Here is a 14,845-nt window from a genome sequence, read left to right on the forward strand (position 1 = left end):
ATTTTGTGCTGCCGCGGGACCCGCGGCGGACCCGATCCGTCACGAAACGTACACAGCCTTGAAGCCATCCGCGCAACCGTCGTCCCGACCTCGCATTGCCTACCTGATCACCAATGCGGAGGTCGGCGGCGCGCAATCGCATGTCGCCGACCTGCTGCGGTCGACGGCCGGCAAGGCGGATACCGTGCTGCTGGCGGGCGGCGAAGGCCCCCTTTTCGAGATCGCGGCACGCAACGGCGCGCAGACCATCCGGCTGACACGGCTGGATAATGCCCTGTCGCCCTGGCGCGCCATCCATGCCTTGCGTGAACTGGTCGGGGCCTTGAAACAGGCCGCGCCGGACCTGATCCATGCGCACAGCGCCAAGGCGGGCGCCCTGGGCCGCATCGCCGGACTGTTGCTCGGCATACCCGTGGTCTACACCGTCCACGGCTTTGCCTTCAAGGCCGAAGCTCCACCGCGCCAGCGCATGGCCGCGCGCGTGGCGGAATGGCTGCTGGCACCGCTGGCGGCGCGCGTGATCTGCGTCGCGCAAGCGGAACGACACCTGGCCCGCTCGCTTCCGCTTCCCGCCGAACGCATTTCGGTCATTGCCAACGGCATCCCCGATACACCCCATCGCGCCGACCCGCAAGCCCCCCTGCGAAGGATTGTGATGGTGGCGCGCTTTGCCGCGCCCAAGCGCCAGGACGCGGCGATACGCGCGTTCGCGCGCGCAGGGCTGGAGTCGTGCGTGCTGACCCTGGTCGGAGACGGCCCGCAGCGGCACGCCATGCAGCAACTGGCGCAACAGCTTGCACCGGGTCGCGTGGAGTTTCCCGGCAACGTCACGGAAGTGCCGGCGCTGCTGGCTTCGGCCCAGGCCTTTGTACTGGCGTCGGACCACGAAGGCTTCCCGCTGTCCGTGCTCGAGGCAATGCGGGCCGGACTGCCGGTGGTTGCTTCAAACCTGCCTGGCATCCGCGAGCAGCTCGAATACCACCGGTACGGCCTGCTAGTGGATCACGATGACGAGCCCGCGTTCGCCGCAGCGCTGCGCCGCCTTGCCGACGACAGCGCCTTGCGCGCGGCGCTCGGCCACGGCGCGCGCCAGCGGTGGGAGCAATGCTATGGCCTCGAGCGCATGACCGACGCCACCTGGTCCGTCTACCGCGACGCCCTCGCCCAAACGCCCCGCGCCGCGCGGGTGCCGACATCATGACCATCAAGGCCGACAGCATGCGGCACCGCGCCCTGCGCATGCGCACCGGCGGTTCCGAGACCGTGCGCCGTGTCAGCCGGATGGTGGCGTGGGCGGTGCTCGGCCTGGCGCTGTTCGCGCTCAGCGCGGTCGGCGCCGAAATGGCGCACCGCGCCGGCATCGTGACCTACGTGTTCACACGCACGCTGCTATGGTCCGTAGTGCCGTACCTGGTCGCGTTCATGTTGCTCCATCGCTCGCTGCACCTGCCGGCGATGGAGGGCAACAGCCTGGCCGGGCTTGCCGCGACGCTGCCGTTCTGCGGCCTGCTGTTCGTGTTTGCCGCCTTCCATATCGAATACTCGCGCGGCGCCCTGCTGCTGTCCTACCTGATCACGCTGGCGTGGCTCTGGACCGGCTATCGACGCTTCGTGCAGAACTACGTGCCGCTGTTCGGCTATACCGACCCCGGCACGCTGACGCAGCTGGACGCCATCCTCGCCATGCCCGGCGCCGCGGCACCCGCCCGCATCCGCTTCGAACCGGTGGGCTCGCTGGAGGACGCGAGGCACTTCGACGGCCTGATGGTAGAGCGCAGCGCCACCGGCGACCCCGAACGCACGCGACTGCTCGCGCACTACAAGATGAGCCATGTCCGCATGTACTCCGTCGAGCGTGTCGGCGAAATGCTGACCGGCCGCGTCGGCCTGGCGCACATCGACGAGAACTTCCTGGACGACTACGCCGCGCACTACCTCTACGGCTACCTGAAGCGCGCGATCGATATCGTCGCGGTCGCCTGCCTGGCGCCGCTGGCCGTGCCGCTCGGACTTGCCGTCGCGCTGGCGATCCGCCTTGAAACCCCCGGTGGCGCGATCTTCCGACAAGAGCGCGTGGGCCTGTTCGGCAAGCCCTTTGTCATGCTCAAGTTCCGCAGCATGGGCGTCGACGCCAGCGCGCCCGCCTTGTTCGCGGCACGCCGCGATCCTCGCGTGACCCGGGTCGGTCGCTTTATCCGCAAGTACCGCCTGGACGAGATCCCGCAGTTGTGGAACGTGCTGCTCGGGCATATGAGCCTGATCGGACCGCGGCCGGAGCAGGCACCCATGGTCGAGCGGTTTTCCGAAACCATTCCCTATTACCCGTACCGCCACCTGGTGCGGCCCGGCCTCTCCGGCTGGGCCCAGGTGCAGCAGGGTTACGCCGGCAGCCACGAGGAAACTGTGACCAAGCTCAGCTATGACCTGTATTACGTCAAGCATTGTTCGCTGGCACTGGACCTGCTGATCGGGGTGAAAACACTCAGGACCCTCGCGACCGGCTACGGAGCCCGCTGATGGGCCGCGTCGACGAGACTGCCGCGCCGGCGCCCTTGCGCATCCTTGTCATCACCACAGGCCTCAAGCTGGGCGGCGCCGAGCAGCAGATCGCGGCACTGGCGCGCGCCTTCCTGGCACTGGGCAACGAAGTCGCCATCGTCAGCCTGACGCAGGGGCAGGAGATCGACTTGCCTGCCGCCATCCCCGTCACCGAACTGGACATGCGCAAGACTCCGATGTCGATGCTTGCCGCACTGCGCGAGGCCCGACGCCTTGTACGGCAGTGGCGCCCGGATGTCATCCACGCCCATATGGTCCACGCCAACCTCTTCGCACGAGTGCTGGCCAGAACGGGACGCATGCCGCCAGTCATCTGCTCGGCGCACAGCGCGCGCGAAGGCGGCCGCCTGCGCGCCCTCGCCTACCGCGTCACGGACCGCTGGTGCGCCCTGACGACCCATGTCAGCGACGCCGGCCGCCTGGCGATGGTAGCCAGCGGCGCCGTGCCGGACGGGCGCGTGATCGTGATGCCCAACGGCATCGATACCAGCCGCTTTCGCCCGGACCAGGCTTCGCGCGAACAGACCCGGCGCAACCTCGGCCTGGGGCCTGATGACCGGCTTGTGCTCAACGTCGGCAGGCTGGTACCGGAGAAAGACCAGGCCATGCTGATCGAGGCCTTCGCCGAAGTTTGCCGCGATCTGCCCAAGGCGCGGCTCATGATTGCCGGAGATGGTCCGTTGCGTGATGCGCTGGCGCATCAGGTCGCGCGGCACGGGCTGAATCATGCCGTACTGTTGGCCGGCGCCCGGAACGACATCCCGGAGCTGCTACGCGCCGCCGATGTCTTCGTGCTGTCGTCGCGCATCGAAGGCATGCCGCTGGCGGTGGGCGAAGCGCTGGCCAGCGGGCTGCCGGTCGTGGCGACCGCGGCGGCAGGCGTATCCGAACTGGCGGGAGACACCGCCACGCTGACCCCCACTGGCAATCCGCAGGCCCTGGCAAGCGCCTTGCGCAACGCCATCGCCAGCCTGCCTGGCACCGAATCCGAACGCGACCGTCGCCGCCAGCGGATCGTCGGCCATTTCGACGTGAACGGTGTGGCGCGGCAATGGCTGGCGCAATACCGCAGCCTGAGGAAACAACCCTGATGCGCCGCAAAGTCGCAGGCAACCTGCTATGGATGCTGGCCGACCGTGGCTTGCAGGTGGTCGTGGGCATCGGCGTGGTGGCCATGCTGGCACGGGCGCTGGGCACCGAGGGGTTCGCGCATTTCCAGTATGCGCAGTCGCTGGTGTTTATTGCGGCGTCGATACCGTTGATTTGTTCGGCGGAGGTGGTGGTGCCGCGGTTGGTGGCAGCGCCGACCGAGGATCGGCATACCCTGGTCGCTCATGCTTTCGTGATCCGGCTTGTTGCCGGCATTTCCGGCTACGCGCTCATGTGTGCCTGGCTTGCACTCACCCGGCAAACAGCTGACACGTGGATTCCCGCCATCCTGCTGGGCACGGCCATTATGCTGCGCGAACCGTTCGGCATCGTGATCGCGTGGATGCAGGCGCGCACGCATAACCGGCCCAATGTCGTTTTCAATTTATTCGCGCTTGCGCTAAAAACAGCATTGATCGCAATGCTCTTCATTGCCGGCGTGAAAGCGGTTCCGGCCTACGCGACCGCCTTTGCCTTCGAGCCACTGGTTGCGGCGTTGCTTTTGGCCTGGTACTACTTATACCGTTCGCCGCGCGCCATTCCGTCGTACCAGCCCGCGCTGGCGCGCGAACTGATCAGCGACGGCGCGCTGTTCTGGATCAGTTTCATGCTGATGGTGGCAGCTCGCCGCTCCGATCAACTAATCCTCAAGCCGGTCGTGCCGCTTTCCGAGCTTGGCGCCTATGCGGCCACGATGCAGGTGCTGGACAACTTCACCACCATCGCGACCATTCTGGCGGCTGGAGTGGCGCCGATCTATGTGTTTGCGCAGAAATCAGGGGCGGCCGCACGTCGCAATGTGCTTCGCGTCACCATGGGCATGGTGGCGGTTGGGCTTTGCGGTGCGGGCCTTATCGCGATCTGCGCCGAGTGGATAGTCGGCCTGCTCTATGGCCATGCCTTTGCGCAGGCTGTTGTGCTGCTGCAACTTGCCGCACTGGCATCGGCGCTGATTTTTGCGGATGTCGGACTTGGCCTGCTGCCGGTCTACTTGCGCAAGCCGCGCTGGGTGGCGGCGAAATGGGCTCTGGTGCTCATCACCACCGTGGCTGTCAACGTAATTGCCGTGCCAAGCCTTGGCACAAGGGGCGCTATCCTGGGATACGCTGTGGGCAACGCGGTCGCCGTCATATTCGGTCTCGCATTGATTCTTGTCTCCGGACGGAAACCGGCAGTCGCCACCTCTTCCGCCTGAGTTATACCGATAAGCAAAATATGCTTCCATTTGCGCTGCTCCGCAAATATCTGGTCTGGTTCGCGCTGTTTTCGCTCGGCGCGATTTATGTCGGGAATACCTGGTCCCCATCGTCGTACGGAGTCGTGCTCGAACGCATCGGCGCCAAGGGCGAGGGGCTGCACTTTGGCAAGCCGCGCGCTATTCGCAGCGATGAGTGGTCGGTCGTCACGCCGCTCACCCAGGCCACCGTACGCAATGGCCTGCAACGGTTCAATGCCACCTCTTTGTACCAGGAGGATCTGCGCATCAATTATGGTCTGCCGATAGCGGACTGGGGCCTAATATTCAAACCGACCATGTGGCTGTATCCGCTGGTCAATGCCGCGTACGCTTTTTCGTTTCACTGGTTCGCCATTTTTGCGGTCTTTATCGTCGGATACAGCAAGCTCTTCCGCGTTGCCGGAGCCACGCACCCACAATCGTTCCTGCTTGCCCTAACGCTCTATTTCACCGGATTTTCCCAATTCTGGTGGAATGAAAAAGGGCCGATCATTGCTTTGTTTGCCGGCGCGCTGGCCGTACTTTTCATCGAGGCCCCCATCGTAGTGCGCTTAGCTCTTTTCTATTGGCTAGCAACAAGCTGGCTGATGACTGATTTCTATCCGCCGCTATTCATATCTCTGGCCTTCGCAGGGGCCGTTTTCCTACTTTGCTACGGCAGGGAGTGGTGGCGACCGGCACGCCTTGCCAGTCTTGCTGGCACGTCGCTGCTGGCTGCCGCGACTGTGGTCCTTTACCTGAAGGGCTATTTGCTAGGGACCATGCAGACGCTCTATCCGGGCCAGCGCAACTTCTCGGGCGGCGCGTTGCCGGTGGAGCGCTGGCTCTCGCAGTTCTTTCCCGCCAGTACCTTTGACCGGTCATACAACTCGTTGATCGGGGCGAACATCTCCGAGATCGGCGTCGTAGGAACGTGGTTCGTGGTGCTGTGCCTGTGCTTCCTCGACTACCGCAACCTGCGCAATGCACTGTCCGCCCGACGCCAGTGGGTGCCAGTGGCTGTCCTGTTCGCCGCCCTCGTGCTGGTGACGAGCTGGATGCTGCTGCCAGTTCCCGCGATACTTGGCAAACCATTATTGTGGAATCACGTACAGCCCGAGCGCATGGTTTTCGCTGCCGGCCTGCTGCTCACTTTGTTTGCGCTGGCCCTTGTGCGGGTAACGGGCTTGGCATGGTCAACGCAACGGGCGCTGGTTTTCATTGGCCTCGCCATTGCCTCTTGGCTCTTGTTCAAGGCATCGAGATATGGCTTTCACCCGCGCTACTGGAACGACCTGTACGTGGTTCCGGCCGCGCTGCTGTGCATCCTCATCCGGAAAGTGCGCAGTCTGCAGCCGCTGACTTGCATTTCAGGGCTTGCGGCATTTGGCGGGGCCATGATGTTCTTCCCGTTCAATCCACTGCAATCGGCCTGGCCCATATTCAACGTGCCCGATACCGTGATACTGCATCAACTCACAAGGCAGGCGCACGCAAATGACGGCGTTCTCGCCGCATACGGTTTTTCCGGCGCCACGCTGAACGGGCTCGGTTATCGCTCCGCGTCACATGTCACGCCCGTGCCTGCGCTAACCATGTGGCGGCAATGCTTCCCCGCGATTCCCGTAAGCCGGGTGGACAGCATATTTAACAGGTATTCGCACATCACTTTGATAGAATCGGACATGCCAACCCTGCTGGGCCCCGACAATGTAGGCGTGCCCCGACAACTATTCAATTTCAGCGGCAGCGGACCCGCGAAGTTTCCCATGTCCGCCAGACCCCGAGGTAACTGTGTCGGTCGGGTGTAAACAAGGCAACGCCAAAATCTTGGCGCGGAACGCGGTCTGGCCCGCGCCATGCCGCGCTCAGGATTCTGAAGCTCAGAATGAGCATGCGCCCTTTTTCGTTCTTTGGGCAACCTAATGGTAGCTGGATTTCCTGCCGTACGGCTTGAGCTGGCGGCATCCACGCATGCATACGTCGCGTTAGCTTGCCGATGCGCGCTATCGCGACACCTCCGATGACCAACGCCGCGCCCGACACCCGGCAAGCCTAGCATCGACGTTGTTTCGTCAAAGTTTCTTTTGTTTCAAAAGCGCACATATAGCCGCCGGCGGCCGTTGCATCAGTAACATGGCGGGTTAAGCGTTTGCTCGCCAGCCGGAGCCGGTGTGTTGGCATTCCCATGAGCGACACCACCGCGAATGGGTACCCTGTCGATTACCGGAAGGTTGCCGTTAACGTCAGGAGCCATCAGACAGTATGCGATACTTCGATGTCCCAACAATCTGCCAAATGGCGCCCTAACAGCTATGTCGATTGTGATCTTCGGGGCCGGCGGCCTTGGTCGCGAGGTGCTTGCGACGCTGCAGCTAACCGGACATAACGTATTAGCGTTCGTCGTCGAGCCAGGCTATGCGGCGCAGCCGATCCGTGGCGTACCAGTCTTCGACAACATCGAACCGTGGCTCGCCCGCGAAGACGTCTCCTTTGTCATCGCTGTGGGAGACTGCAGGGCGCGCGCACGCATTGCCAGCAAGTTGCATACCCGCCACTTCACCACATTGATGCATCCCGCAGTAACCAAGGGGCACCACGTGGTAATCGGAAAAGGAGCAATATTTCTCGGGCCGGCCAGCATGACCACGGACGTCGAAATCGGCGAACATGCCTTGATCAATCCTGGTTGTGTGATTTCGCACGATTGCAAGATCGGGACGTTCGCAAACCTGGGGCCCGGTGTATCCCTGGCTGGCGGGGTCACTGTAGGGGAAGGCGCGGATCTCGGCGTTGGTGCCGTGGTGGCACCTCGCTGCACGATTGGCGCCGGCGCCGTCGTTGGCGCAGGTGCCGTCGTCATCCGTGACGTGGATCCCGGCGCTACCGTGGTGGGCGTCCCGGCGCGTCCGATTGTGCGGCGTGCCGGCTCGGCGGCAGCTTCGTAAATTTCGACGTGAGCGTTGCTCGCGTCATTCCTGACATTGTTCAGCTCCTTGCTTCATTCCATGGCTAATCATCTTCCCGCGTCGCAGGCCCCAATCAAAGTACTGGTTCCCCACTTGCCTGAAGTCGCAGCATTGCTGCCCTATCTGCGACGTATCGATGAGAACCGCAGCTACAGCAACTACGGTCCACTGTATCGCGAATTCGTTGCTCGGCTAAGCGAGCTGACCGGTGCAAAAGGAGTAACGATCACGAGTAACGGCACGACCGCCATCGAGCTTGCTTTGCGCTCGCGATCAACGCCGGGCGGGCGCTATTGCCTGATGCCTTCCTACACGTTTATTGCAAGCGCCCATGCCGTTTGCAATGCCGGACTTACGCCTTATCTGCTTGAAGTCGATCCCGACAGTCTCGCCCTTACGCCTGAAATCGCAGAAGCGGCGCTTGCCACGGTGCCCGAGCCGCCGGCGGCCGTGCTGGTGGTGAGCGCCTTCGGTGCGCCGCCCGATTTCGAGGCCTGGGCAGCATTCGAGGCGCGACATGCCATACCGGTGGTATTCGATGCTGCCGCGGCGGTTACCGCGATTTCCGACGTTGGCGCACAACCCGCGTGCGTAAGCCTCCATGCCACCAAGGTGCTCGGTATCGGCGAGGGTGGCGCCATTCTGACCGCCGACACCGAGCTGACTGCCCGGACGACAGCGATGACCGGTTTCGGCTTTATGGGTGTCGAGCGGCTGTCGAGCATCCGCGGCGGCAACTACCGGATCTCGGAATACAGTGCCGCGGTGGGCCTGGCTGCACTGGACGCCCTGCCGGACCGTCTGCGCGCGCTGCGCGATCTCACTGAAGCCTATCGGCACCGTCTCGAGGGCAAGGCAGCCGTGCTGCAGCGCGGCGTTGGCGTGAAGTGGGTGACCATGACGCTGAATGTGACGATTCCCGAGCACGACGTGGCTGGCACGATAGAGCGGCTCGATGCCGCAGGCATCGAATGGCGTCGCTGGTGGGGATTGGGCTGCCACCGTCATCCGGCATTTGCCGACGTTCCGCGCGCAGATCTGTCCGGCACTGACAAGCTGGCCGCCCGCGTGATTGGCTTGCCCTTCCATGACAACCTTTCCGACGCCGACCTCGACCGGATCACAGCATGCCTGAAATGAACGGCCAGCCGCTGCTTTCCTATATCGTCCTGTCATATAACTACGAGGAGTACATCGGTACGACACTGCGCTCCATCCTGGAACAGACGGTCCAGGACTTTGAGATCGTGGTGGTGGATGATTGCTCGCGTGACCGGTCGGTCGAGGTAGTCCGCAGCTTCAATGACCCCCGCATCCGGCTCATAGTCAACGAACATAATCTCGGAGGCGCAGGCAGCTACAACCGCGCGGTGGAAGCGGCCCGCGGAACATGGCTGGTCAACTTGGACGCCGATGACTGGATTGCGCCCAATAAGGCAGAAATTCAGTTGCGCGCCGTCCAGAAAGATCCTCGCCTCGACATCATTGGCACCCACGTCAAGATCCTGGATCACGAGGGCAAACCGCACCCCGATGCGCCCTCCCTCGAAGCTGGCATCAATCAGCCTCACAACCTCAACCTGGTACAAAACTGGGTTGGCATGAACTGGCTGTGCCGCTCATCGAGCATGGTACGCCGCGAAGCGCACCTTCGTATCGGCCTGGACGATGCGGCCATGGTGCGCGCCCCCGACTACGAGTTGTGGACGCGCGCCCTGAGAATGGGCTGCAAATTCGCCGTCGTACCTCAGCAATTGACCTTCATGCGACTGCACAAGCGCGGCGTCACCCACGCCGACCCGCTCGGACAGTTCCTTGAACTCAGTTACGCCATGATGCGCAACCTGGTCCCGCTGGCCGAAGCGCGCGCCCTTCATCCCACCGTCGAGAGCATCATCGCGTGGGTAGCGCGCCACGGGGAGCTGTGCAAGCTAGAACCCAGGCACGCCTATCGCCTGCTCGGCATTGTCCTGGCAACACCTGAATTTCCTGACTTTACGGCCTTTCGCAGCGAGGTGCTGTCCGACGAACCGGACACTTCCTTGGTGCGCGCCGGACGCCGTGCGCTCACTACCTACCGGGAAGGTTCGCCAGGGTTCGCCTATGCCAATAAGCTGGAGCGGGATATTGGCGAGTTCATCCATGCGCGGAATTACTGGCAAGCACAGGCGGAGCATTGGGAACGGGTCTATCACATGCGGCGGACCCGATACACCCCGCGGAGAATCGCCGCAGCCTTGCTGCGGCGGGCCAAGATTGCCCCTGAGTTATTGCGGAAACTTGATGGATACCGATGACACAAAGTATTGAAGGCCAGAGCGGCGCTTTCGAATGCAATGTATGCGCCGACCGGCACTATTCTCATACTGCAATGCGTGGCGACGGTCGACGGGTCCTGTTCTGCGCAAGTTGCGGCATGGGAATGATCGAGAACCCGCCCGCGGATACCAGTGTCTTTTATCAGGACGGCTATTACGGCGGCGAAGCTCACCTGGAAGTCGGCTACGCCGATTATGCCTTTACCGCTGAGCATGCACTGTTATGGGCTAGGCTGTTGGTGCAGGCACTGATCGACAGCGGTCGCGTACTGGATGTGGGCTGTGCCGATGGCTTCATGCTGCGCGGCCTCGGGCCCGCCTACGAGACTTATGGCATCGAGGTCAATGCGCACGCTGCCGAACGCGCGCGCCAAGGCGGCGTGACGATCATTGGTAATGATGTGCTGGCGGACCTGAGACACGATCAATTCAGACGCCACTTCGACGTAATCACGTCGATTGCAACGTTTGAGCATGTGCTGGACCTGCGTGGCGCCTTCCATGCCTGTCTGGAAGCGCTGAAGCCGGAAGGCGTGCTGATCTTCGAAATTCCGTTGATGTCGCAAACGCGCGACAACAAGGATTGGCTGGAAGGATCGTATGAGCATATTTACTATCCGACCATTCGAGGTATCGAAACCCTCCTCGGCAGCTTTCCCGGCTATACCTTCACCGGCTTTGAATCAGACATCAAAGGCTATAGCTCAACCTACATCGGTGCCCTCGCAAGTGATCCGGGGACTTTTGCCAGGGTCGAACATCTGTTCCGCTGCATGAGACAGGAAGTCCCGGCGGGACTAACTGACCAGGAAAGCAATGTGAACGTGGCCTACCACGTAGTCCACTCGTTCCGCCCTAGCCCTGAGCGCATCCTCGCCCTGCCTCCGCTCATCGAGAAAACCGGCAGCCCCAGACTGCTTACGCACCTGATGCAGCTGTGGTATGCGGATTGCACAGCTGCAACCAACGCAGAGTGGTACAAGACGCAGGCAGCTAACTGGAAGGCTTCGTTTGACAACTTGCAGGATGTGCACTCGAAGCAAACTCGATACTTGCAAGCATTAGAAGAAAGCAAAAAGACCGATGAGTAATCCCAGGATCCTGGCCCTTCTTCCGTTTCTGGTTAAAGGAGCACTGTCTCTTCAGGTGTTACGTGAGATGCGCCACCGCAATTTCGACGTAACGGTGGCGTTCTGCTCCGACGCTTCGTCCGTCTACACGCCGGACGATATGGAGGATTTTCGCGCCGACAAGCAATTGCTTGACCTGAGCGCCGTGCCGCATCACGACACCCTTGATGTTGTCTGGCGAGAGATGCAACGTCGGGCTACCGGCCTGGTGCTACAGATCGGTGCGCCGCTGCTCTACCATCACCTTCCTTACTGGAAGGAGCGTAATCCCTCGCTACGCATAGTCGATACGCTGTATAACGAGATCGGCCATACCCTGAACCACTTCCTGTATGAGCAATGCATCGACGGGGTGATCGTGGAAACCGAGCACATGAAGCGGTTCGTAGAACGGAATTCGGCAAAGGCGGACGCAAAAGTGCGCATCGTTCGGAATGGCATCGACACCGATTGGCTGACGCCTGCGGCTAAGCCTTCCTCCGAAAAAGGGCTGGTGGTGGGCTACGTGGGGCGGATGTCGCCGGAAAAGAACCCGCTCGGCTTTATTGACCTGATAGAACGGATTTATCCGCAATTGCCAGACGCCCGCTTTGTGCTTGCGGGCGACGGCGCCCAAACGGATGAGGTCCGGCGTCGGGTTCAGAATAGTCCGGCAGCCAGCCAGCTACAGTATCGCGGCTACGCGTCTGATGTAAGAGCCGTACTACAGACCCTTGATGTACTGGTGTTGCCGTCCAAGCTGGATGGGCGGCCCAATATTGTGATGGAAGCCAATGCCTGCGGCGTCCCCGTTATCGGGGCCCCTGTGGGCGGTGTTCCTGAACTGATTGCCGAGGGAGTAAATGGCTTCCTGGCGCACCCTGCGGAGGCAGAGCGCATCTTGGGCATTCTCTCCGCGTGGCGAGAAAATCCGGCTGAACTGACACGATTCAAGCAAGGCTCTCGTCAGTATGCGGAGCGGCACTTCAGCCGCCAGCAGATGATGGACACCTATGATGATGTCTTTCGAGAGCTGGGCGAGAGAGCACCCCACTGATTGCTCGGCGAGGCCTGTCTGATCAGCACAACCGCTGCGGCACTTCACCCATGCTCACCGGCGCTGGTACCGCGGTTTGCGACGACGGCATGGCTGCGCGTCCGCTAGCCTCCCGAGTATGCCGGCAGGCGCGCGAGATGCTCTCGGAATGCTTCCAGGGAATGGTTTTCCTCGATCAGCCCCAATGCGCGAGCCCGTTCATGCAAGAGCGTAGCTGGCGCCCTCAAGAACTGACGAATGCTGGCAACATAACCTTCGACGTCGTCGAAACGCTCCAGCAGGAAACCGCTGTCGGCAGGAATGACTTCGCTGATACCGCCGATGTCGGGGGCCAGTACCGGCAGGCCCGAAGCCTGGGCCTCCAGCACCACGTTGGGAAGGCCATCCCACTGCGTCGTATAGAGCAGCAGCGCATAGTTTTCTGCCGGCACGCTGTCGAAGCTTTCGTAAGCACCCAAGACGGAAACATTGCGCATGCGCTTCAACGCCGCCAGCACGGTAAGAATCTCCGGCGGCGTTGACAGCGTGGGAGAACCGTAGACGTCGAAGTGGCACTCCGGCAAGCGTTGAGCAATCTGCAGCAACAGGTCTGGCCGCTTCTCCCTGTCGAACCTACCTGCCCACAGAATTCGCGGTTTTTGCCGGGCATCGAACTCGAAGCGCGGACGGCTGTGCTGAGGATAACGGAAGCGCTCGAACAAGTCCGGTGGCAGGCCATACATCGAGATCAGGCGCACGACGAAAGCCTGGTTATCGGTCATCACCTTGGTCAGGTAACGGTACGATGCCTCAAGGGCGCCACCATAGCCATATGGCTCCAGCTCTTCGGTATAATCAAAACCGAACAGGGAGGCATAGAGGCCGCTGTCCTTCGACAAGGCATTGCCATGACGCACGTACAGGTCCCACGCTGTCGCGCTGTTGACGTTGTGAACCACGCGAGGGCGTAGCTTCAACAATAGTCGAGACAGCAGCAGCCGCTGCTCAATTGGCTGCAGGTGCGGCGCATGGGTGGTGCCGAACGGCAGCACGCGAACCTCCGGCGGCAAGCGCGACATCCAGGGCGACTCTGTATTCTCGGTGGTGATAACCAGGACCTGCGCCGAAAAGTCACGCGCCAGGGCATGGATGTGATGCAGGGCCACCAGGTCCGCGCCGCCGCGCTTGAGCCAGGGGAGCATGAAAACGTGCGTGACCGGCACTGGCCCTACCACCTCCAGCATATCTCGATAGGCGTTTCCCACGGCCAGGCTGGCGCGGAACGTGCGGCGCCGTGCTTCCCTGAAGAACTGGCGGGACGGGAACAGTTGCAACTCATAGGCGGCGAGCGCGTGCATCTCGTTGCAGATCCAGGCCGGCATCTCCGGAGCCTTGAGATCGCGGCCTTCCCGATCGCCGAAGCGCAGCCAGTGATGCAGCCCGGACGCGATCCTTCCCTCAGCCACCGACGCCCGCACATCCTCGTTTGCATCCAGGTAAGCTTCTTCCGACCACGCCTTGACTGTGGCGCGCTGCGCCCGAGTCGGGAGCAGGCGACCTTCCGCACGGCCGAACAGCCGCCAGTGGTCCTTGCCGGACTTCATGCTCCGCGCCCGCACAGCGTCCCTGACGTCAGGATGGACCTGAAGATAGGCTTCCTCGTCCCATTCCGCGTCGACGGCACCCACGGCAAGCGGGTCCGGCGCTGATGCCGATTTGCCTTCCAGCCCCAGCAAATCCGCATGGTCGAACAGGGTTGAATGCCGGATGACCCGCGAGCGCTCGATCGCCGCCGCGTTACGGCTGCCCGAGGCCTTCAGCCGGATGAAGTGCGCCGTATCGGCGGCAACGACATGCATGAGGCCTGCGGCAATCGTGTCGCAGTTCCAATGCCAGTCTTCGTAACCGAACCCGGAGTCCGCCGGCGTGTCGCGATAAGGAATCGCCAAAAGCGTCTCACGGCGCACCACACATAATGCGGTCCAGGCATTCTCGACCAGCAACTGTGACGCGCGAAAACCGGTATCGCGCTGGTCCGGATGCCGCAGGATCCAGCGCTCGGCGCCGAAGTAGACGTTGTAGTCGGGATGGACAATATAGACGGGGTCCTCGCGGGCTTGTCGCAGTGCAATGGCCAGCCAGTTCTCCGAGCACAGGTCGTCCCCGTCAAGGATTGCAATGTACTCGCCGCGGGCATGTCGAGCGCCGTGGTTGCGCGCAAGGCCCGGGTCGCCGAAGTCGGTCGACAGAATCCGCGTATCCGGTGGGAGGTGCGGACTACGCTGCAGATAGCGCAGCGTTTCGCGGTCGGCTTGGTCCGCTACCAACAAAAGTTCCGTACGCGCTCCGTTGGCAGCCGCAAAGCGCATCGCACGCGCGATGCTGGCCAGGGTCTTGTGAGCAAGAATGCCTTCGTGGTGCAGCGTAACGATGCACGAGATATCAACCGTCATACAGACATCTTGATCAATTTGATTCAGCCATGGCCC

Annotated in this window: 11 protein-coding genes; 10 read left to right on the forward strand and 1 reads right to left on the reverse strand. The window is 62.1% G+C overall.

Annotated elements, in window-relative coordinates; all coding sequences use genetic code 11:
* The first annotated feature begins 58 nt into the window (after positions 1-58).
* The 10 genes from ACEI37_RS23120 (at position 59) to ACEI37_RS23165 (ending at position 12,377) form a co-directional block, all read left to right on the forward strand.
* Complete coding sequence (locus ACEI37_RS23120) at positions 59-1,201, forward strand: glycosyltransferase family 4 protein (protein WP_373380306.1); 1,143 nt, start codon at positions 59-61, stop codon at positions 1,199-1,201.
* Positions 1,198-2,517 carry a sugar transferase gene (locus ACEI37_RS23125; RefSeq protein ID WP_373378312.1) on the forward strand — a complete coding sequence of 440 codons (1,320 nt, stop codon included), beginning with the start codon at positions 1,198-1,200 and terminating at the stop codon, positions 2,515-2,517. Before ACEI37_RS23120 ends, ACEI37_RS23125 begins: the two co-directional genes overlap by 4 nt.
* Positions 2,517-3,650 (forward strand): glycosyltransferase, encoded by a 1,134-nt coding sequence (locus tag ACEI37_RS23130; RefSeq protein WP_373378313.1) that lies wholly within the window; start codon positions 2,517-2,519, stop codon positions 3,648-3,650. Before ACEI37_RS23125 ends, ACEI37_RS23130 begins: the two co-directional genes overlap by 1 nt.
* Complete coding sequence (locus ACEI37_RS23135) at positions 3,650-4,903, forward strand: lipopolysaccharide biosynthesis protein (RefSeq protein ID WP_373378314.1); 1,254 nt, start codon at positions 3,650-3,652, stop codon at positions 4,901-4,903. The genes ACEI37_RS23130 and ACEI37_RS23135 overlap by 1 nt, the downstream gene beginning before the upstream one ends.
* A 20-nt stretch (positions 4,904-4,923) precedes the next feature.
* Entirely contained in the window at positions 4,924-6,735 is a 1,812-nt protein-coding gene (locus ACEI37_RS23140; RefSeq protein ID WP_373378315.1) for a hypothetical protein, read from the forward strand.
* A gap of 504 nt (positions 6,736-7,239) precedes the next feature.
* Complete coding sequence (locus ACEI37_RS23145; RefSeq protein WP_373378316.1) at positions 7,240-7,872, forward strand: NeuD/PglB/VioB family sugar acetyltransferase; 633 nt, start codon at positions 7,240-7,242, stop codon at positions 7,870-7,872.
* A 114-nt stretch (positions 7,873-7,986) separates the two neighbouring features.
* A complete protein-coding gene (locus ACEI37_RS23150; RefSeq protein WP_373378317.1) occupies positions 7,987-9,033 on the forward strand; it encodes a DegT/DnrJ/EryC1/StrS family aminotransferase in 1,047 nt (348 codons plus the stop codon).
* A complete protein-coding gene (locus tag ACEI37_RS23155; RefSeq protein WP_373378318.1) occupies positions 9,021-10,190 on the forward strand; it encodes a glycosyltransferase family 2 protein in 1,170 nt (389 codons plus the stop codon). Before ACEI37_RS23150 ends, ACEI37_RS23155 begins: the two co-directional genes overlap by 13 nt.
* Positions 10,187-11,302, forward strand: coding sequence for a class I SAM-dependent methyltransferase (locus tag ACEI37_RS23160; protein ID WP_373378319.1), 1,116 nt, complete (start codon positions 10,187-10,189; stop codon positions 11,300-11,302). Before ACEI37_RS23155 ends, ACEI37_RS23160 begins: the two co-directional genes overlap by 4 nt.
* Positions 11,295-12,377 (forward strand): glycosyltransferase family 4 protein, encoded by a 1,083-nt coding sequence (locus ACEI37_RS23165; protein WP_373378320.1) that lies wholly within the window; start codon positions 11,295-11,297, stop codon positions 12,375-12,377. Before ACEI37_RS23160 ends, ACEI37_RS23165 begins: the two co-directional genes overlap by 8 nt.
* Before the next feature lie 104 nt (positions 12,378-12,481).
* Here the strand turns inward: ACEI37_RS23165 and ACEI37_RS23170 are convergent, their stop codons facing one another.
* A complete protein-coding gene (locus tag ACEI37_RS23170; RefSeq protein WP_373378321.1) occupies positions 12,482-14,809 on the reverse strand; it encodes a glycosyltransferase in 2,328 nt (775 codons plus the stop codon).
* Positions 14,810-14,845: the final 36 nt, after the last annotated feature.

Origin of the sequence: Cupriavidus nantongensis, from assembly GCF_041726985.1 — a bacterium.
In the GTDB taxonomy this organism is placed as follows: domain Bacteria; phylum Pseudomonadota; class Gammaproteobacteria; order Burkholderiales; family Burkholderiaceae; genus Cupriavidus; species Cupriavidus nantongensis_A.

Bases quoted from the DNA above. Each gene is read 5' to 3' on its own strand.
- ACEI37_RS23135 (WP_373378314.1), top strand. From the start codon at position 3,650: ATGCGCCGCAAAGTCGCAGGCAACCTGCTATGGATGCTGGCCGACCGT.
- ACEI37_RS23170 (WP_373378321.1), bottom strand. From the start codon at position 14,809: ATGACGGTTGATATCTCGTGCATCGTTACGCTGCACCACGAAGGCATT.
- ACEI37_RS23140 (WP_373378315.1), top strand. From the start codon at position 4,924: ATGCTTCCATTTGCGCTGCTCCGCAAATATCTGGTCTGGTTCGCGCTG.
- ACEI37_RS23145 (WP_373378316.1), top strand. From the start codon at position 7,240: ATGTCGATTGTGATCTTCGGGGCCGGCGGCCTTGGTCGCGAGGTGCTT.
- ACEI37_RS23125 (WP_373378312.1), top strand. From the start codon at position 1,198: ATGACCATCAAGGCCGACAGCATGCGGCACCGCGCCCTGCGCATGCGC.
- ACEI37_RS23165 (WP_373378320.1), top strand. From the start codon at position 11,295: ATGAGTAATCCCAGGATCCTGGCCCTTCTTCCGTTTCTGGTTAAAGGA.
- ACEI37_RS23155 (WP_373378318.1), top strand. From the start codon at position 9,021: ATGCCTGAAATGAACGGCCAGCCGCTGCTTTCCTATATCGTCCTGTCA.
- ACEI37_RS23160 (WP_373378319.1), top strand. From the start codon at position 10,187: ATGACACAAAGTATTGAAGGCCAGAGCGGCGCTTTCGAATGCAATGTA.
- ACEI37_RS23130 (WP_373378313.1), top strand. From the start codon at position 2,517: ATGGGCCGCGTCGACGAGACTGCCGCGCCGGCGCCCTTGCGCATCCTT.